This window comes from Micromonospora sp. NPDC049274 (genome assembly GCF_040678875.1).
Lineage (GTDB): Bacteria > Actinomycetota > Actinomycetes > Mycobacteriales > Micromonosporaceae > Micromonospora.
Genome location: NZ_JBFAQS010000007.1, coordinates 22,533 through 40,661, shown reverse-complemented (window position 1 = coordinate 40,661; position 18,129 = coordinate 22,533). Strand labels below are relative to the sequence as shown.

Here is an 18,129-nt window from a genome sequence, read left to right as displayed (position 1 = left end):
CGTATGCGGCGACGACTCGGAGGGCGGGATGGCGGAACGACGCGGCGGTCAGCCGGACGTGCTCGACCTGTGGCGGCAACTGACGGTCCTCACCGGCCGCCTGGGCCAGACGCTCGACAAGCGCCTCGTGCGGGAGTTCGACCTCACCCTCACCGAGCTGCTGGTGCTCGACGAACTGACCCGCGGCAACCCGCGCGGCATGCGCATCCAGGACCTCAGCGACGCGGTGGCCCTCGACCAGTCCTCGATGAGCCGCCTGGTCAGTCGCCTCACCGCCAAACAACTCGCCGCCCGGGTCAGCTGCGACCACGACCGCCGCGGCGTCTACTGCCAGATCACCGACCTGGGCGCCGAGCGGCACGCCGCGGCCACCCGGGTCAGCCGCGCCGAACTCGGTGCGGCACTGGACGCCGCCGCCTTCGACGACCGGCTGGCATCAGTGGTGGCGCGACTGACCCGCCCGGTCGTCACGCCCGCCGCCGAAACCTGAGACCCGAACCAGGGAGTCAGCCCGCGCAGTTGTCGATCCTGGATCAAGGGCCTGCCGCGTCCCGGCCGAGGAAGCACGACAGCAGTTGCCTGAACTCGTGCGGGTGCTCGATCGCCGGCACGTGCCCGCATCGGCCGAACACGTGCAGACGGACATCGGCCAGGTGTGCGAGCAGGGGCTGGGCTGCCGTCCCGAGCGGGGTGACCCGGTCCTCGGCACCGTGCACGAGCAGCACGGGCGCGCGCACCGCCGCCAGCGTGTGCGCCGAGAGGGTGAGGTCGTCGACCCATCGTGCCCTGGGCGGAGGGAACAACGACGCGAACGCGGCGGCCCCCGCTCGCATCGCGGCCGCGCGGGCATCGACTGCCGAATCGGTGACGAGCGCCTGGTCGAGGACGAGGCGACTCAGCATGTCCCGCGCCCCGGTCGGGCCGGCGGGGGCGGCCCAGACCGCGTCGAGATCGGCGGACAGCGGCGCCCCGGGGGCGCCCATCGTCGAGACCGCAACGACACGGGTGACCCGCTGGGGGCGCGCGGCCGCCAACGCCAGCGCCACGGCGCCGCCCATGGAGTGGCCCACCACGGCGTAGTGCTCGAAACCGAGAGCGTCCATCAGGCCCCCGGCCTGCTCCGTCCACGTCCGGAGCCCGCCCCTGGAGCCCGCCGGAACGGGTGTACGGCCGAACCCCGCCTGGTCAGGAGCCACCAGGTGCAACGAGGTGCCCAGCGCTCGCGCCGTCGCTGCCCAGGCGCCGGACCCGGTCGTGCCGGGTCCGGAGCCGTGCAGCATCAGCACCGCGGGCCCGGTGCCGCCCTCCAGGACGTGGACGGGTGAGCCGTCGACTGTGACGGTCCGAAGTGCCGTCACCGGGACAGGCCAGGTGCGCTCATGCCGATGCGGAGTTGACCGACTTCGAGAAGAGCTCCATCATCGCCCTGCCGAACTGCGGCATGTCGGGCCATCCACGGCAGGAGACGAGGTTGCCGTCCACGACGTCGGGAGCGTCGATGACCGTCGCGCCCGCGTTCTCCATGTCACCGGTGATGGGCGGGAAGCACGCGGTCTTTCGACCCTTCAGCAGCCCGTACACCGCTGGCACCTGCGCGCCGTGGCACACCAGCGCGATGGGGAGGTTGCGCGCGAAGAAGTGCTCGGTGATGCGCCTGACGTCGGCGTCGACCCGGATCCACTCGGGGGCACGTCCCCCGGGGATGATGAGGGCGTCGTAGCGCTCGACGTCGACCTCGGCCCAGGGCACGTCGACAGGCAGCTTCCGACCGTTCTTCTCCACATAGGCGTCCGAGTTGGGGTCGAACTCGTGGATGACCAGTTGCACGTCACGCGTCGTCCGCGACGAGACGTCGACGTCCCAGCCGCCCTCCTGGACTCGATAGTAGGGATACATGGTGTCGAGTTCCTCGGCGGCGTCGCCGGTCAGGAGCAGCGCTCTGGGCACCTGCTTCTCCTCGCATGGGGGGACGGGTGAGGTGGATCCAATCCGATCCGATCGATTGAGTTAGCATTCCTCGGCCCCGTCCGCCCGTCAAGCCTCTACCGCTACTCCGTCCGCGTCCCTGGCCTCGTCGAACAATCGCCGGAACCGCTCACCGGACCGCAGGATGTGCCGACGCATCGCGTAGGCGGCGGCGTCGGGGTCACGCGCGGCGATCGCGGCCACCACCTCCTCGTGCTCGGCCATCGCCAGGTGGGTGACCTGGGTGTCGTGGTGCAGCCGGAAGAGGTGCACGTGGCTGTGCAGGCGAGCGAGCGCCTCACGGATGACCTGGTTCTCCGCGCTCAGGGCGACGAGGTCGTGAAACGCGGCGTCGCGTAGCCCGAAGGCGCCATAGGCTGTCGGCCCGTTGCCTCCTTCCAGCTCGGCCATCTCCTCCAGCATCCGTCGCAGGCCGGCCACCTGTTCCGCGGATGCGCGTTCGGCGGATCGGCGCGCCGCTGCCGGCTCGAGGAGCAGTCGCACCTCGAGCATGTCCTCGAATCGGTGCCGGGTGATCTGGGGCGGAATGCGGTAACCGGCATGCGGCACCCGCACGACCAGGCCCTCGGCCTCCATGCGGTTCAGGGCGTCTCGGATCGGCGTCTGCGAGACCCCCAGCTCCCGCGCCAGGACGTCGATCGTGACGCGGGCGCCAGGCTCGATCCGGAGCGACATCAACTGTCCGAGCAGCCTGTCGTACACCTCGTCGGCAAGCCGGCCGCCCGCTCTTCCCGGCGGCGTTCCGCCCGTCCCGGCCCTACGGCCCCGCGCGATCATCGCTTCGTCGTCCATCGTGGCGTGAGGACCTTTCTTGCGCCTTCGGGAACCTGTTGACATCAGTCACAACGCTGCGGGATGCTGACGCCCCCACTGGATCCTATAGGAAAAGCGTCGGATGATCGGCATCCTGCACCATCGCGGAGCCGCCCGCCATCGCTCTACCTCGATCTCGTGCCGCCGGCCCGCGGGTCGACTCCCGCAGCACCCCGGCAACGCGCCTGAACAACACAGCAACTGCTCGGCGAAGCACATAGCGAGGCCCTAGAAGTCCCCACTCGGAAAGCAGGCAGGACTATGCGGCACCCACGGCGAACACGACGAACATCCGTTTCCGGGCGAAAGGTACGGCTGGCGGCGGCGGCCATGCTGCTGCTCGCGACGACCGTCACGGCTTGCGGCGGCGGCGAGGACGACGACGCGAAGACGAGCGCGCCCAAGGCGCCGGCGACCATCCCGGAGCTCACCAAGGACCCGCTGACCCTCAGCTTCATCTGGTTCGACTGGCCGCCCGCCCACGCGCTGGAGGACTTCGCGAACGCGGAGTACAAGAAGGAGCGGCCGAACGCGACCATCAAGGTCAACACCGTGCCGAACGCGAACTGGCACGACGCGATGTTCACCCAGTTCGCCGCGCACAAGACCGACTTCGACATCGCGGTCCTGGACTCGCAACACATCGGCGAGGCCGTGACGAACGGCAACATCCTCGACCTCACCGACTTCGTCAAGCAGAACATCGAGGTCGCGGCCTACAACCCGTACCTCTTGGCGGCCTACGGCCAGTTCCCCCAGGCGGAGACCGGCAAGCGCGACGAGAACGCCAGCCTGTACGGACTGCCGTTGCTCGGCGACACCTGGACGATGATCTACCGCAAGGACCTGATCGGCGACAAGCCGCCGCAGACCTGGGACCAGATGATCTCCGCCGCCGAGAAGTGCCAGAGGGAGAACCCCGGCGTCAGCGGGCTGGCCTTCCACCAGGCCAACGGCTCCGACGCCGCGGCTGTCACCTACAACACGGTCAACGGCATCTACGGCGGCAACCTCTGGGACTCCAAGACGCGCAAGATCGACGGCGTCATCAACGACGCTGCGGGCCAGGAGGCGATGGACGTCCTGGTCAACAAGATGAAGCCGCTGACCGCCAAGGGCTCCGGCAACTGGTTCATCGACGAGACGAACGCGGCGGTCGCCCAGGGCAAGGCATGCATCGCGTTCAACTGGATCGCCGCGAGCGGCGGCCTGCTCGACCCGAAGCAGTCGACGCTCGGCACCACGCGGAAGCAGATCCTCGACAAGCTGGGCTTCGCCACCCTGCCGAGCCAGAAGACGAACCTCGTCCCTCTCGGCGGTATGGGGATGCACGTGTCGGCGTACTCCGCCAAGGCGAACCAGGCCGAGGCCCTGAACTTCATGAAGTGGTTCGAGCGGGCTGACGTCCAGAAGAAGTGGGCCGCAGCGGGTGGCGTGCCATCGCGTACGGACGCCCTGCAGTCGCCCGAGTTCCTCAACGCCGGGCCGTTCAACCAGGTGTACACCGACTCGGTTCCGCGGATGCGGGACATGTGGAACGTGCCCGAGTACGCGCGCCTCGTCAACATCGAGAACACCAACGTGAACGCGGCCCTCAACGGCGCGAAGAAGCCGAAGGACGCGCTCGACGACATCGCCAAGGAGCAGCAGGGCGTGCTCGACTCCAGCGGCCGCAAGGGCGGCGGCGGACTGTGAGTGACTCCGTCCCTCTGACGACCGACCACCCCGGGCAGGTGGCGTCCGCGACGCCACCTGCGCCGGGTCGGTCCCGCCGGCTGGGCGACCGCGGGCTCGCCGTGGCCTTCATCTCCCCGGCGCTGCTGCTGTTGCTCGCGATGTCGGTGTTTCCGTTGCTGTGGGCGTTGTACCTGTCCTTCACCGACTACTCGGCCACCCGCGGAGGGCCCGCGAATTTCATCGGGTTCGGCAACTACACCGCGATTCTGACGTCGGCGCAGGTCCACCAGAGAGCCCTGACGACGTTGATCTACGTGGTCGGCGCGGTCGCCCTGCAGACCGTGCTCGGTTTCGGCATCGCCTACCTGATCTCACGGCGCACGCACGGGCGAGGAGCGCTCACCACCCTGTTCCTGGTTCCGATGATGCTGTCGCCGGTCGTGGTCGGGCTGTTCTGGCGATTCATGCTCGACGCGCAGTTCGGCGTGGTCAACAGCATGCTCGGCTCCCTCGGCCTGGGGCAGGTGGAGTGGCTCACCCGGCAGCGGACGGCGTTGCTCTCCCTGATCGTTGTCGACACCTGGCAATGGACGCCGTTCATCATGCTCATCGCGCTCGCGGGCCTCACCGCGGTTCCCAAGTACCTGTACGAGGCCGCCTCGATCGACCGGGCGTCCGAGTGGTTCCGGTTCCGCACCATCACTCTTCCGCTTGTGTGGCCGCTGCTGCTCATTGCCGTGATGTTCCGGGGCATCGAGGCCTTCCGGCTGTTCGACCTGGTCTACATCCTCACCAGCGGGGGCCCGGGTGTCTCCACCGAGACGTTGTCGTTCCACGTCTACAAGGTCGCGTTCCTGGGCTTCAACACCGGCACCGCCTCGGCGTACGGGATCCTCATGGTCCTCGTCGTCATCGTCCTCACGCAGCTCTACCTGCGCTACCTGAACAAGCTCAAGGAGGGCTGATGGCCGTCTCCGTCGACGAGGCCGTGTCCACAGGTCCTGCCCCGGATCACACGCCCGCCGCGCGCCGCCTCGGCGGTCGGGGCCGCTCCGGGCTGGAGGTCACGCTGCTGATCGTGCTGGCCGTCGTGATGCTCTTTCCGGTGCTGTGGATGATCGAGACGTCCATCAAGGACAACCGCGACGTCTACGCCATCCCGGCCAAGTTCTTCGGCTTCAACGTCACCATGGACCACTTCAAGGACGTGTTCGTCGCGCCCGGCGGTGGTCGCTCGGCACTGTCGGTCGCGTTCCTCAACTCCGTCGTGGTCGCCGGAGTCTCCACGCTGCTGGCCACCGTGCTGGGGGTCCCGGCGGCCTGGGCCTACTCACGCTTCGCCGTGCGGGCCAGGAAGGACCAACTGTTCTTCATCCTGTCCACCCGCTTCATGCCGCCCGTGGTGGTCGTCGTTCCGATCTTCCTCATGTACCGCCAGGTCGGGCTCATCGACAGCAAGCTCGGCCTGATCCTCATCTACGCGGCCTTCAACGTCCCGTTCACGATCTGGATGATGAAGGGGTTCGTCGACGAGGTGCCCGCGGAGTACGAGGATGCCGCCATGCTCGACGGCTACACCCGTTTGCAGGCGTTCTGGCGGTACACCCTCCCCCTGCTCGTGCCCGGCATCGCCGCGACGGCGGTCTTCGCACTCATCTTCTCGTGGAACGAGTTCGTGTTCGCCATCTTCCTCACTTCCAGCGACGACGTGCGGACAGCTCCACCCGCCATCGCCGGCCTCATCGGTGGCACCACCACGGACTGGGGTCTCGTGGCCGCCGCCTCCGTGGTGTTCGCCCTACCGGTGCTCGTCTTCGCCTACCTGGTGCGCAAGCACCTCGTCGCAGGCGTGACGCTCGGGGCGGTGCGACGCTGATGGCGGGCATCGAGGTGACAGCGCTGCACAAGCGCTACCCGGACGGGACGGTAGCGGTCGAGCACGTCGACCTCTCCATCGGCGACGGCGAGCTGTTCGTGATGCTCGGCCCGTCGGGGTGCGGCAAGACGACCACGCTGCGGGCCATCGCCGGCCTGGAGAGGCAGACGACCGGCGACATCCGCATCGGCGACGCCCTGGTCAACGACCTGCGTCCCGCCGATCGCGACATCGCCATGGTGTTCCAGTTCTACGCCCTCTACCCACACCTGAGGACCCGCGACAACCTGGCGTTCCCCCTACGGGCCGAGGGACTGCCCAAGGCGGAGGTGCACGAGCGGGTCGCGGAGGCCGCCCGGCTGATGCGGCTTGGTCCGCTCCTGGACCGGCGACCGCGCCAGCTGTCCGGCGGGGAGCAGCAGCGCGTCGCGCTCGCCCGCGCCCTGGTACGCCGGCCGCGGGCATTCCTCATGGACGAACCTCTCACCAATCTGGACGCGGAGCTGAGGGCGGACATGCGCACGGAGATCAAGCACCTGCAGGGCGAGCTCGGGGCCACGATGGTCTACGTCACCCACGACCAGGTCGAAGCGATGTCGCTCGGCCACCGAATCGCCATCCTCAACAAGGGCCGCGTCGAGCAGATCGGCACGCCGCTGGAGGTCTACGACCGTCCGGCGAGCCTTTTCTGCGCCGCATTCATCGGCTCTCCGCCGATGAATCTGATCGAGGTGGAGGTGGCCGACGGGGCGCTGCGCAGTAAGGGCGGCCTGGCCCTCACGCCACCGCCGGGCCTGCCGCGCGACCGTTCCCTGGTCGCGGGCGTCCGCCCGGAGGCGCTGGAAGTCACCGAACCAGGGGCGGAACGTTCGATCCCGGCCCGCGTGGTCTCGGCGGAGTGGCTGGGCGACGAAATCATCTACGTGGTCGACCACGGCGGCCAGCACGACGTACGGGTTCGGATGCCACCGACCGTCCGTTTCGCCACTGACGCGCCGGTCGGACTGCGGCACACCGGCGCGACGCCGGCGGTCTACGACGTGCGCACGGAAGAACTGGTGGCCTGATGGGAACCGTGGCAGCGCAGGGGCTGTGCAAGTCCTTCGGCAAGGTCCAGGCCCTGGACGGGGTGACGCTTGACGTGCCGGACGGCTCGTTCTTCGTCGTGCTCGGGCCCTCCGGTGCGGGCAAGACGACGACCCTGCGTGCGATCGCGGGCCTGGAGAATCTTGACGCCGGGTCGGTGCATCTGGACGGTAGGGACGCGACAGCTGACGCCCCGGCCGCACGCGACCTGGCCATGGTGTTCCAGAGCTACGCCCTCTACCCGCGACACACGGTGTACGAGAACATCGCATCGCCGCTGCGGGCACGCCGCCGTTCGTCGAGCGAGATCGCCGCCGCCGTCGAGCGGATGTCGAGCCTGCTGCACATCGAACGTCTGCTCCAGCGTCGTCCCGCGCAGTTGTCCGGCGGTGAGATGCAGCGTGTTGCCCTGGCCCGGGCGCTGGTCCGTAGCCCGCGCGCGTTTCTCATGGACGAGCCGCTTACGAACCTCGACCTCAAGCTCCGCGTCGAGATGCGCACCGAGCTCACCCGCATCCACCGCAGCCTCGGAGCAACCTTCGTCTACGTGACGAACGACCAGGTCGAGGCCCTGTCCATGGCCGACCAGGTAGCGGTCCTGAAGGAGGGGAAGGTGCAACAGGTCGGAACGCCGACCGAGGTGTACGAGCGTCCCGCCAACCAGTGGGTCGCGGGATTCGTCGGTAGCCCGCCGATCAGCCTGCTCGCCTGCCGCGTCGAGGGAGATCGCCTGGTCGGTGCGGAAGGCTGGACGCTGCCGCGGCCCCACTGGACCACGGCCGAGGACGGTCGTGCGCTGCTGCTGGGCCTGCGCGCGGAGGACCTGTCCGTCGAGCAGCGTGGAAACGCGTCGTTGTCGGGAGAGCTCTACGGGCTTGAGCCGCTCGGTGACCGAACGGTCGTCGACGTCCGAGTGGGGACGGAGATCCTCAAGGTCAAGGCACGACCCACAGTCACCGGTACGCCGGGCGAGCGGCTGGTTGTCGCTGTCGACCTGGACCGTGCACACCTGTTCGACGCGGGTACCGGGTTGTCGCTCTCCGAGGCTGGGCGGTAGCCACGGCGGGCGGCGACGACCCATGCGCCCGCACGTGGCAGTCGAGCGTCGACGGACCGTCACCGGTGAGCGCGGCCTGAGAAGGCGATCGGTGGCACGGGCCGTCGCCCTTCGGACGGGGCGACGGCCACCTTCGACCCGCTCGGCGCCCTCGTCCCCGACGAGGGCGTGTGAACCGGCCGTCCATGCGCAGCGTGCGGCCCGCTGAAGCACGCCGGACAGCACCAAGAAGAGCACAGGAGGCGACGCGATGAGTGACCCGATGAACGTCCTGGCCCCCGAGCACCGGCGGCTCCGGATCGGCGACGCCTGGCGCGACGCCGCGAGCGGAGCGACCTTTGCCGTCGAGGATCCGGCCACCGGCAAGACCATCGCCGAGGTGGCGGACGCCGGCGTCGCCGACGGGCTCGCCGCTCTGGACGCGGCGAGCACGGCAATGGCCCAGTGGGCGGCGACCCCGCCGCGGAAACGGTCCGAGTTGTTGACCGCGACGTACCGGGCGCTGACCGAGCGATCCGAGGAGGTCGCCCGGCTGATAACGCTCGAGATGGGCAAGCCGCTCGCCGAGGCGCGGGCAGAGGTGGCGTACGGCGCCGAGTTCTTCCGTTGGTTCGCCGAGGAGGCGGTGCGCGTCGAGGGGCGCTACAGCACCGCTCCCGCAGGTGGATATCGCATCCTCACCGTGCCGAAGCCGGTCGGACCGTGCGTCTTCGTGACGCCCTGGAACTTTCCGTTGGCCATGGGTGCCCGCAAGATCGCTCCCGCGCTGGCCGCGGGCTGCACGACGATCACCAAGCCGGCGGGCCAGACGCCACTCACCATGCTGTTCCTGGCTCGCATCATGGAGGAGGTCGGCGTCCCCCCGGGCGTCGTCAACGTGGTGACCACCAAGCGTTCCGGCGAGGTGGTCGCCGCACTGCTCGCCGACAGTCGGACCCGCAAGCTGTCGTTCACCGGGTCGACCGAGGTCGGACGCGTGCTGCTCCGACAGGCTGCGGACAACGTCCTGCGTACCTCCATGGAGCTGGGCGGCAACGCGGCCTTGATCGTCTGTGCCGACGCCGACCTGGACGTCGCGCTCGACGGCGCCATGGTGGCCAAGATGCGCAACATCGGGGAGTCCTGCATCGCGGCCAACCGGATCTACGTCGAGGAGCCGGTACGCGAGGAGTTCACGGCGCGCTTCGTGGAGCGGATGGGCGCGCTCGCGGTGGGCCATGGTCTCGACGACGGCGTGGACGTCGGAGCGCTGATCGACGAGGCCTCGGTCACCACGATCGACGGGCTCGTCGCCGACGCGGTCGATCGCGGCGCCCGGGTCCTGGTGGGCGGCGAGCGCCCGGACGGGCCGGGCCACTTCTACCCACCCACGGTCCTCGTCGACGTGCCCGACGATGCGCGGATGCTCAGGGCGGAGATCTTCGGCCCGGTGGCGCCGATCATCTCGTTCACATCCGACGACGAGGTGTTGGCGAAGGCCAACGACACCGAGCACGGCCTGGTCGGATACGTCTTCACCCGTGACCTCCAGCGGGCGCTGAAGTTCACCGAGGGGCTGGATACGGGGATGGTCGGTGTCAACCGTGGTCTGATCTCGGACCCGTCGGCTCCGTTCGGAGGCGTGAAGCAGTCCGGGATCGGCAAGGAGGGATCACACGAGGGCATCCTCGAGTACCTCGACCTCACCTACGCGGCGATCGACCTACCGTGACCGGTCCGCTGCTCCGCGCGCCTGCAACGCGCGCCCGCGCCACCCGAGCGGCCGACTCTGCCGATGCCGTCGGAGTCGCGCAGGTGACCTCGACGTCCGCCCAGCACATCGCCGCCGACGTTCCGGAGAGGCACCGACATGCTTGAGACCGTCCGCGGACCACGCCAGCTGATCGTGGGTGAAGGGGTCGCGCAGAACATCCCGCGAGTGGTGGCCGAGAGCGGCTCGCGGGTCCTCATCGTGACCGACCAAGTTCTTCTGGGGCAGCCTGGCGTGGCCGAGATCGTGGCCGCCGTGCGGAAGAAGGTCGACGCCGTCGAGGTGTTCTCCGACGCGACCTCCGACGTGCCACTCGCCGACGTCGCCCTGGCCGTCTCGGCCGCCGCCAGGGTGGACGCCGACGTGATCCTCGCCATCGGGGGCGGCACGGTGATCGACCTCGCCAAAATCGTCGGAGTCATCCGCCGCCACGGTGGGACGCCGCGCGACTTCTACGGCGAGTCGAAGGTGCCGGGGCCGACGATTCCTCTCGTCGCGGTCCCGACGACGTCGGGCACCGGCTCCGAGCTCACCCCCGTCTCGGTGTTGACCGACCCGGACCGCGAGCTGAAGGTCGGGGTCTCCAGCGTCCACATCGTGCCCGACTTCGCCATCGTCGACCCCGAACTCACCTACACCTGCCCGGCGACCGTCACCGCCCACTCCGGCATCGACGCGCTCTGTCACGCGGTGGAGAGCTACACCGCGCGACCCCGCGCCCTTGGACCGCGCGACCCGGTGGAGCAGGTTTTCCTCGGCCGCAACTCGATCACCGACCACTACGCGCTCCTGGCCGCGGAGCGGATCGCCCGTAGCCTGCGTCGTGCTGTCCACAACGGAGGCGACACGGAGGCGCGCGCGGACATGTCCTACGGGTCCATGCTCGCCGGGCTCGCCTTTTCCCACGCGGGCAACGCGGCCCCGCACGCTCTCCAGTACCCCATCGGCGCGGCCACGCACACGCCGCACGGCCTGGGCGTCGGACTGCTACTGCCCTACGCGCTGGACGCGGCCAGGGATGCCATCAGCGACCGGTTGGCCATCCTCGCCGGGGTGTGCGGGCTCGACGTCACCGACGCCTCGGAGGCAGAGGCCGCCGACACGTTCCTCACCTGGCTCGACGGGCTCCTCGCCGACATCGGCATCCCGCCCACCCTGGCGGACATCGGCGTGGCACGCGCCGACCTCCCGCGCTTCGCGGAGATGGCCGGTGGCGTCACCCGCCTGATCCAGAACCATCCCGGCCCGACCGACACCGCCAGTCTCACCGCGATCCTCGAAGCGGCCTGGACCGGGGACCGGACATGACGTGTCCTGACGCCGAGCAGCGACAGCGACCTGCCGTCCCCATATGACGAGGTGTGGTGTTGCCCGCCGGGACGAGTGATCGCCACTTCCCCGACATGATCGATTATCGCCGCACCAACTCCTGGTCGGACGGGGCGTAGCGGTAGTAGTAGCCGGCGAGTGCGACCGCCAATGAGGTCGACCACAGCGGAAAGAGGCACCAGCCGAGCCCGCCCGCACCCCAGTACGCCCGGTCGTAGACCGGTTCTCCCCACAACTGGAATGTGTCGAGTTGGCCAGGCAGTTGCACGCCCAACTGTGCCAGCAGTAGTCCACGGCCGAACGCGAAGATGCCGACGACGGCCGACCCGCCGAGCAGCAGGGGGAACCACATCGGTACGACCTTGCCACGCAGTCCGGGGATCCAGCGTGGGAACAACCTTCCCCACCGAGACAGCAGCCCAGAGGTAAGGACGACGCCACCTATCGCGAACGACGCGAGGGTCGGCTCGATGTACACGTTCTCCGGCTGGTTGCGGAGCAGGGAGGCGACGAACGGCTCAGGTGCTCCGACGGCCCAACCTCGTGACCACGCCAGCCGGATCAGCGCGTAGGGCAGCGGGCACGCCATCGCGACGTAGGTTGCGATCCTGCCCGTACGGATCCAGGCGGAGGCGCGGCGGCGTCGCAGATCCTGCGGGTCGTGGCCCCTGGTGCCGTCGGAATCGACGGCCTCGAGCTCGTCCGCCGCATAGCCACCACATCCGAATTGGCGACCAGGGTGATCGTCGTGACCACCTTCAACGAGGATGAGTACATCACCAGGGCGTTGCGCGACGGTGCGAGCGGCTTCCTGCTGAAAACCTCGGCACCTGGGCTGCTCGTCGAGGCCGTTCGAGCCGCGCTCGCCGGCAGCGCCCTGATCAGCCCGGAAGTCACCGTCCGCCTACTGGAAAGGCTCAGAGCCGGCCGGGAGCCACTCCAGCCCGACCCGCCGTTGACCGCACGGGAGCGTGACGTCGCCAAGCTCCTGGCACGCGGACTGAGCAACGACGAGATCGGCGCGACACTCCACATCGCTCCGGGCACCATCAAGACCCACGTCAGCCACATCTCCATGAAGCTCGGTAACGTCACCCGCGTCCGGATAGCCGCGTGGGCATGGGAATCCGGCCTGGTGTCACGTCTCTGACCGCCCGGCCCGGCCACCGTCCGACGGTCGCCTCGGCCCCGGTCTGTCGCAGGCGTACCGGAAGGGTGTCAGCCGGTAGCGGCCGCCAACCGGCGGACGGACCCTGCGCGGGCCGCCCAGCGCCCGTCCTCGTGACGTACCTCGATGGGGTGTGCGAAGGCCGCCGACACCTGGGCGGTCGTGACCGTCTCATCGGCCGGGCCGGCGGCGACCGCGCTGCCGCCGCTGATCAGCATCGCGTGGGTGGTCGTCGCCGGAAGTTCCTCGAGGTGGTGGGTGACCATGATCGAAGCGAGGCGGGGGTGGGTCTCGCGGAGCAGGTCGACGGTTTCGAGCAGCTGTTCCCGGGCCGCGACGTCGAGACCGGTCGAGGGCTCGTCCAGCAGCAGTAGTCGCGGCTGACTGATGAGCGCCCGGACGATCAGGGCGCGACCCCGCTCGCCCTGTGAGAGGGTGGGCCAGCGTTCGTCGGCCCTGTCGACCAGCCCGAACATGCCCAGCAGGGAGTCCGCCCGATGACGGTCGTCCAGGGTCGGCTGCCAGCGCGGCGGCAGGTCGATCGATCCGACGAGCCCGGTCAGCACGACCTCACGGATGGTCAGGGGCGATCGCAGCGGATGGCGGGGGTTCACGTGACCGATCGCCCTGCGCAGCTGTTGCAGGTCGACGCGGCCGAGTTGCTGACCGAGGATCCGCACGGTTCCCGAGGTCGGATGGGTCAGCGCGCCGCAGAATCCCAGCAGTGTGCTCTTGCCCGCGCCGTTCGGGCCGAGGAGCGCCCAGTGCTCCCCTTCGCGCACGGTGAGGTCGATGCCGTGCAGGATCTGCTTGCCGTCCCGCCGGAACGTGACGTCGCGCAGTTCGACGACGGGCGGCGGCGGTTGCGTCTCGGCGATCCTGGGAAGCATGGCCTTCTCTCGGTACGGCGACGGTCGCCCTGCACGCTGCCACAGACCGGTACGCAGGTCAGTGACCAGGACCACCGCCGGCGTACGAACCCTCGGCTGACGCCCGGCGGGAGCCTGACCGGCGCCAACACGGGGCGTCGTCGACACTGCGCGACAGCTTTGGAGGGTATCGTCGCCGGTGTGTCGCTACCGGATCTGGTGCCGATTTCGCATGAGCCGGATTACCGCACCGACAGGGTGGGGCGATACGCCGACGGCCAGTTCTACGCGGGGATACACGGCGCGCACCGCGACGATGACCCCGAGCCGGATCCGGACCGGGAACGGATCCGCTGGTACGCCTATCTGCACCTGTTCGACGTCGACGGCCGTCACCGCCGGTCCGACATCTCGCTGGTGGCGACAGCTCCGTATCTGCGAGGTGAGCTTGGCGCCCAGGCCGAGGCCCGTCTGGCCGGCCTGCTCGATCAGCTACCCGATTGGCAGTACGGCGACATCGCCGTCCAACTGTTTCGCGTGGTCCATGACGGTGTCACGTTTGGCTTGATAGACGAGTCTGACGCTGAGCGAGGCGACCGGATCGAGCTGTACCCGGACCGCCTCGGGTTTCACCGAACCGTGGGACGGGCTCTACAGCACCTGACCGCCGATCACCGCCACCAGCACGTCGCAGGCGCCTGCCTCTTGTTCTACAGGTCCATCGCGTAGACCCGGACCTGGCGGCCGGTGTCCGGCTGCACCGTTTCGCGCTCCAGCGACATGCCCAGCTTGACCATCACTCGTGCGGACGCCTCGTTCCCGACGATGTGGATGCTGACCAGCCGCCGCAGGGCCAACCGGGCACGAGCGTGGGCGACAACGGCCTGGGCCGCCTCGGTTGCCAGACCCCGGCCCCAGTACGCGCGGCCGAGCCGCCAGCCGATCTCCACGGCCGGCATGATCTCGGGCAGGAAGGTCGGCACCGCCAGTCCGGTGAAACCGGCCAGCTCGCCGGTCTCCCTGATCACCACCGCGTACAGGCCGAAGCCGTGCTCGTCCCAGTGCCGCTGATAGGTAACCAGGCGCTTCGCGGTCGCGGCCCGGTCCAGGGTGCGGCCGTCATGGATATAGCGCATCACCTCGGGCTGTGCGTTGACCGCGGCGAACCCGTCCAGATCATCGCTTCGCCAGCGGCGCAACAGCAGCCGCGACGTCTCCAGGGACGTGGCGTCAGGGGAGATCGTCGCGTCAGCCATGTCCCCTTCGTAGCATCTCGGAGCCCACGGGGCGATGGTCAGTGCGTCTGACCTCGAAGCGTTCAGTGCAACCCGTTGCTCGTCGAGGACGATGGCCGGTGCGGCCACTACGATGCGAGCGTGGCTCGCATTGCCCCGGCCCGCCGGCCGTACCCGCTGCTCGTCGCCGCGGCGGTCCTCTTGGCGCTCGGCGCGGCCACGGCCTGGGCTGTCGGCGACACGCTGGGCCTGAGCCACGCTCCCGCCGCCGTGCCGCACGAGGACGCCGCCGCCGCGCCGGCGCTCGCCCCCGCGCCGGTCCCGCCGTTGGCGTCCCTCGTCGTGCCGGACGAGCCGCGCCTCCGGAAGGCCGCAGCCGCCGTCGCCGACGCGGTCGTCTTCCGCGGCCTGCCGCGGCCGGTGCTCACCCCGGCCGCGTCGAGCCCGGCCAGGTCCGCGACGGCAGTGCCGGCGCCCGACACGGCGCGCGTCGCGTCCCCGGACCTGTCGGCGGTGAGCACGCTGCGGGCGGGCGTGCTGGCCACCCTCGGCGGAACGCCCGAGTCGTACCGGCTCGACGTGCGCGGCACCGAGTTGGCTGTCCAGGGCGGTGACGTCGCGGGCGTGGCAGCCGGGATGTACCGGCTGGCCGACCGGATCCGCTCCGGTGCCGAGGCGCTCCCCGCGGCGGACGCGGGTCGGGTGGTCATCCCCCGGCTCGGCCTGCGGCTGACCGACGCGGGTTCGGTGGGGCGCGAGCCCGACCCGGCCGTCTTCGCCCCCGGCGACGACTATGGCCTGAACACCGACGTGGTCGGGTCGGCGGTGCTGCCTCGCGCGCCGTGGGTGGACGCCGGCGCGGTGGCCCGCATCGACGCGCAGTTTCGGCAGTTCGTCGACAACTCGGTGGCGCAGGGATACAACGGAATCGTCGTGCCCGGATTCCTGGAGTACGTCACGTTCGCGAAGGTCGGCGACGGGCGCGCGGTCTACCCGCCCGGGGACCCGCACGTCGACCGCGCACGGGCGATGGTCGCGGCGTTCGGTCCCGTCTTCCGGTACGCCGAGGACATGGGCGTGCGGGTCTTCCTGCTGACCGACATGCTCGCGGTGTCGCCCCCGCTGGAGGCGTACCTGACGCGGACCGTCGGTGGCCTCGACGCGGCCGACCCTCGGCTGTGGGCGGTCTACCAGGCCGGTCTGGCCGAGCTGTTCGAGAGCATGCCGTTCGTCGACGGCCTGATGGTCCGCGTCGGTGAGGGCGGCGAGGTGTACGCCGGAACCGGCTGGGACTACTCGTCACGGCTCGCGGTCACCACGGAGGCGTCCGTGCGCGCGATGCTGCGGGCGCTGCTGGACACCGCGGGCCCAGCCGGGAAGGAGATCATCTTCCGTACGTGGACGGTGGGCGTCGGCGCCGTCGGCGACCTGCACACCAACCCGGTGTCGTACGCGAAGGTCCTCGGCGGCCTCGACGACCCGCACCTGATCGTGTCCACCAAGTACACCCTGGGCGATTTCTACAGCCATCTGCCGCTGAACACCACCCTGCTGGGCGGCAGGCACCGCCGCATCGTGGAGTTCCAGGCGCGACGCGAGTTCGAAGGGTTCGGCTCGCTGCCCAACGACCTCGGCCCGCTGCACCGCGAGGCGCTGCGCGCCTTCCTTGCCGCCAACCCGAACGTCGAGGGTGTCTGGAACTGGACCCAGGACGGCGGTCCGTTGCGCGCCGGGCCCATGTCGCTGTATCTGCGCACCGGGTTCTGGCAGCTCTACGACCTCAACACCTACGCCGTCGGCCGCCTGGCCTGGGACCCGACCGCCGACCCGGCGCAGGTCACGGCGGACTGGGCGTACCGCACGTTCTCCGGCGACCCGGCCACCGTCGCCGCGATCGGGCAGGCCATGGCGCTGTCCCGGCAGGCGATCACCAAGGGCCTCTACATCGGTCCGTACGCCGACCGGTCGGTACGGGCGCTCGGACTGGAACCGCCACCCATGATGTGGATCTTCGAGTGGGACATCCCGACCGGCGACTCCGCCGCGCTGGACAGCATCTACGCGGTGACCGGCGGCCGCGTCGACGAGGCCATCGAGGAGGGCACGCAGGCTGTCGTGCTGGCCCGGCGCATGCGCGACCTGATCGCCGCGACCGCACCGGCGACCTGGCGGGACGCCGAACTGCGCGGGCGCTTCACCGCGACTCTCGACTACCAGGTCGACCTGTTCGAGACGCTTGGCGCGTACCGAACCATGGTGCTGCGGCACGCGCAGTGGCTGGACACGGGCGACCCGGCCGCCCGCCACGACTGGCGGCTGGCCGCGGCGGCGTACCACGACGCGCGCGACGCGCACCGGCAGCGCTACGGCGCCGACCTGGACCTGCCCGCGTACAACTTCACCGCCGCCGATCTCGGGGCGCGCCGCGCCGACCGGGACCCGGCGATGGCCTGGGCGGCCCGGGTGATGCTCGGGGCGATCCTGCTGGTGGCGCTGCTCGGCCGGTACGGGCGCGGGTTCGGCGCGAGCGCCGCGCGCGGGTTGCTGCTCGGCGCGCTCCGGCCGTGGCGGGTCGCCGCGCTGCCGACGCCCACGACGCGGGCGGACCGGGTGTTGGTGTGGCTGGTCCCGGCGGTGGTGCTGGTGGCGAGCCGGCTCGTGTTGACCTGGTTCGCCGCGCCGGCGCACCTGCTGGTCACCCTCGGTGGGTGGGCGCTGTTCGCCCTCGTCGTACGCCTCGTCGTCGGCCGCCGGGATCCGTTCCACCTGTGGGCGGTGGTCGGCGGCGTCGCGCTGCTGCGCAGCGTACTGCTGCTGGCGGCGCTCGCCGGGCGCGGACCGGGCGGTTACTGGTTCGTCTTCTGGACCGCGCCGAGTGTGCGCGCGGCGTACGTCACCGTCGCGTTCGCGGCGTTCTGCTGGCTGTTCGTGGTCGTCGCCGTGGTCCTGCGGGACCGGTACGGCCTGCGCCGCCGAAGGGCCGTCGGGCTGACCCTCACCGCCGCAGGTGTGCCCCTCGGCGTGCTGTCCGCCCTGGTCTCGGTGGTGGGCCTGGAACGCGCGCTGACGGTGTGGAATGACCAGCTCGCCCTGCTGCCCTGGGGCCTGTCCCGCATCCTGGGCATCACCGTCTACCTCGGCATTCCCACCCAACTCCCCGCATACACCGCCGCCGCCGGAGTCGCCCTGGCCGCCGCCGGCCTGCTCCTGTCCCTCGGCCGCCACCGGCGATCCGCCTGACCGCCCGCCCCGACCTCTGTCGGCGTGTGCCCCCTGACGTTCA

General features: G+C 70.0%; 17 protein-coding genes. 11 read left to right on the top strand and 6 right to left on the bottom strand.

Annotated features, from left to right (window positions below; translation table 11 throughout):
• The first annotated feature begins 28 nt into the window (after positions 1-28).
• On the top strand, positions 29-490 hold the full coding sequence (locus AB0K10_RS15230; protein WP_363683715.1) for a MarR family transcriptional regulator: 462 nt from the start codon (positions 29-31) through the stop codon (positions 488-490).
• A gap of 43 nt (positions 491-533) precedes the next feature.
• Here the strand turns inward: AB0K10_RS15230 and AB0K10_RS15225 are convergent, their stop codons facing one another.
• The 3 genes from AB0K10_RS15225 to AB0K10_RS15215 all read right to left on the bottom strand — a co-directional run bounded on the left by AB0K10_RS15225 (position 534) and on the right by AB0K10_RS15215 (position 2,778).
• A complete protein-coding gene (locus AB0K10_RS15225; RefSeq protein ID WP_363683713.1) occupies positions 534-1,358 on the bottom strand; it encodes an alpha/beta hydrolase in 825 nt (274 codons plus the stop codon).
• Positions 1,359-1,377: 19 nt separating this feature from the next.
• Positions 1,378-1,947, bottom strand: coding sequence for a DJ-1/PfpI family protein (locus AB0K10_RS15220; RefSeq protein ID WP_357103282.1), 570 nt, complete (start codon positions 1,945-1,947; stop codon positions 1,378-1,380).
• Positions 1,948-2,034: 87 nt separating this feature from the next.
• Entirely contained in the window at positions 2,035-2,778 is a 744-nt protein-coding gene (locus AB0K10_RS15215) for a GntR family transcriptional regulator (protein WP_363683711.1), read from the bottom strand.
• Between the two features lie 351 nt (positions 2,779-3,129).
• Between AB0K10_RS15215 and AB0K10_RS15210 the strand changes: the two genes are divergently transcribed.
• The 7 genes from AB0K10_RS15210 (at position 3,130) to AB0K10_RS15180 (ending at position 11,553) form a co-directional block, all read left to right on the top strand.
• Complete coding sequence (locus AB0K10_RS15210) at positions 3,130-4,494, top strand: extracellular solute-binding protein (protein ID WP_363683709.1); 1,365 nt, start codon at positions 3,130-3,132, stop codon at positions 4,492-4,494.
• 38 nt (positions 4,495-4,532) lie between these two features.
• Entirely contained in the window at positions 4,533-5,441 is a 909-nt protein-coding gene (locus AB0K10_RS15205; protein ID WP_363683707.1) for a sugar ABC transporter permease, read from the top strand.
• The gene (locus AB0K10_RS15200; protein WP_363683705.1) at positions 5,441-6,352 is read left to right on the top strand and encodes a carbohydrate ABC transporter permease; all 912 of its coding nucleotides are present in this window, start codon (positions 5,441-5,443) and stop codon (positions 6,350-6,352) included. Before AB0K10_RS15205 ends, AB0K10_RS15200 begins: the two co-directional genes overlap by 1 nt.
• Positions 6,352-7,419 carry an ATP-binding cassette domain-containing protein gene (locus tag AB0K10_RS15195; RefSeq protein WP_363683703.1) on the top strand — a complete coding sequence of 356 codons (1,068 nt, stop codon included), beginning with the start codon at positions 6,352-6,354 and terminating at the stop codon, positions 7,417-7,419. The genes AB0K10_RS15200 and AB0K10_RS15195 overlap by 1 nt, the downstream gene beginning before the upstream one ends.
• Entirely contained in the window at positions 7,419-8,495 is a 1,077-nt protein-coding gene (locus AB0K10_RS15190) for an ABC transporter ATP-binding protein (RefSeq protein WP_363683701.1), read from the top strand. Before AB0K10_RS15195 ends, AB0K10_RS15190 begins: the two co-directional genes overlap by 1 nt.
• 250 nt (positions 8,496-8,745) lie before the next feature.
• Entirely contained in the window at positions 8,746-10,206 is a 1,461-nt protein-coding gene (locus tag AB0K10_RS15185; protein ID WP_363683699.1) for an NAD-dependent succinate-semialdehyde dehydrogenase, read from the top strand.
• A gap of 138 nt (positions 10,207-10,344) precedes the next feature.
• A complete protein-coding gene (locus AB0K10_RS15180) occupies positions 10,345-11,553 on the top strand; it encodes an iron-containing alcohol dehydrogenase (protein ID WP_363683697.1) in 1,209 nt (402 codons plus the stop codon).
• Positions 11,554-11,656: 103 nt separating this feature from the next.
• Here the strand turns inward: AB0K10_RS15180 and AB0K10_RS15175 are convergent, their stop codons facing one another.
• Positions 11,657-12,163, bottom strand: coding sequence for a hypothetical protein (locus tag AB0K10_RS15175; protein WP_363683695.1), 507 nt, complete (start codon positions 12,161-12,163; stop codon positions 11,657-11,659).
• A 72-nt stretch (positions 12,164-12,235) separates the two neighbouring features.
• Between AB0K10_RS15175 and AB0K10_RS15170 the strand changes: the two genes are divergently transcribed.
• Positions 12,236-12,724, top strand: a complete 489-nt coding sequence (locus tag AB0K10_RS15170; protein WP_363683693.1) for a response regulator transcription factor — start codon at positions 12,236-12,238, stop codon at positions 12,722-12,724.
• A gap of 68 nt (positions 12,725-12,792) precedes the next feature.
• On the opposite strand, the gene AB0K10_RS15165 is transcribed toward AB0K10_RS15170, so the two are convergent.
• Positions 12,793-13,632: an ATP-binding cassette domain-containing protein gene (locus AB0K10_RS15165; RefSeq protein ID WP_363683692.1), complete on the bottom strand. Its 840-nt coding sequence runs from the start codon at positions 13,630-13,632 to the stop codon at positions 12,793-12,795.
• A gap of 180 nt (positions 13,633-13,812) precedes the next feature.
• On the opposite strand from AB0K10_RS15165, the gene AB0K10_RS15160 reads away from it, so the two are divergent.
• A complete protein-coding gene (locus AB0K10_RS15160) occupies positions 13,813-14,340 on the top strand; it encodes a hypothetical protein (RefSeq protein WP_363683690.1) in 528 nt (175 codons plus the stop codon).
• Here the strand turns inward: AB0K10_RS15160 and AB0K10_RS15155 are convergent.
• A complete protein-coding gene (locus tag AB0K10_RS15155; RefSeq protein WP_363683688.1) occupies positions 14,322-14,867 on the bottom strand; it encodes a GNAT family N-acetyltransferase in 546 nt (181 codons plus the stop codon). The genes AB0K10_RS15160 and AB0K10_RS15155 overlap by 19 nt on opposite strands.
• Positions 14,868-14,987: 120 nt before the next feature.
• Between AB0K10_RS15155 and AB0K10_RS15150 the strand changes: the two genes are divergently transcribed.
• Positions 14,988-18,086: a hypothetical protein gene (locus AB0K10_RS15150; RefSeq protein WP_363683686.1), complete on the top strand. Its 3,099-nt coding sequence runs from the start codon at positions 14,988-14,990 to the stop codon at positions 18,084-18,086.
• Positions 18,087-18,129: the final 43 nt, after the last annotated feature.

Coding starts and splice junctions, on each gene's coding strand:
- AB0K10_RS15230 (WP_363683715.1), top strand. CDS start 29: ATGGCGGAACGACGCGGCGGTCAGCCGGACGTGCTCGACCTGTGGCGG.
- AB0K10_RS15215 (WP_363683711.1), bottom strand. CDS start 2,778: ATGGACGACGAAGCGATGATCGCGCGGGGCCGTAGGGCCGGGACGGGC.
- AB0K10_RS15210 (WP_363683709.1), top strand. CDS start 3,130: ATGCTGCTGCTCGCGACGACCGTCACGGCTTGCGGCGGCGGCGAGGAC.
- AB0K10_RS15200 (WP_363683705.1), top strand. CDS start 5,441: ATGGCCGTCTCCGTCGACGAGGCCGTGTCCACAGGTCCTGCCCCGGAT.
- AB0K10_RS15195 (WP_363683703.1), top strand. CDS start 6,352: ATGGCGGGCATCGAGGTGACAGCGCTGCACAAGCGCTACCCGGACGGG.
- AB0K10_RS15190 (WP_363683701.1), top strand. CDS start 7,419: ATGGGAACCGTGGCAGCGCAGGGGCTGTGCAAGTCCTTCGGCAAGGTC.
- AB0K10_RS15185 (WP_363683699.1), top strand. CDS start 8,746: ATGAGTGACCCGATGAACGTCCTGGCCCCCGAGCACCGGCGGCTCCGG.
- AB0K10_RS15180 (WP_363683697.1), top strand. CDS start 10,345: ATGCTTGAGACCGTCCGCGGACCACGCCAGCTGATCGTGGGTGAAGGG.
- AB0K10_RS15175 (WP_363683695.1), bottom strand. CDS start 12,163: ATGGCGTGCCCGCTGCCCTACGCGCTGATCCGGCTGGCGTGGTCACGA.
- AB0K10_RS15165 (WP_363683692.1), bottom strand. CDS start 13,632: ATGCTTCCCAGGATCGCCGAGACGCAACCGCCGCCGCCCGTCGTCGAA.
- AB0K10_RS15155 (WP_363683688.1), bottom strand. CDS start 14,867: ATGGCTGACGCGACGATCTCCCCTGACGCCACGTCCCTGGAGACGTCG.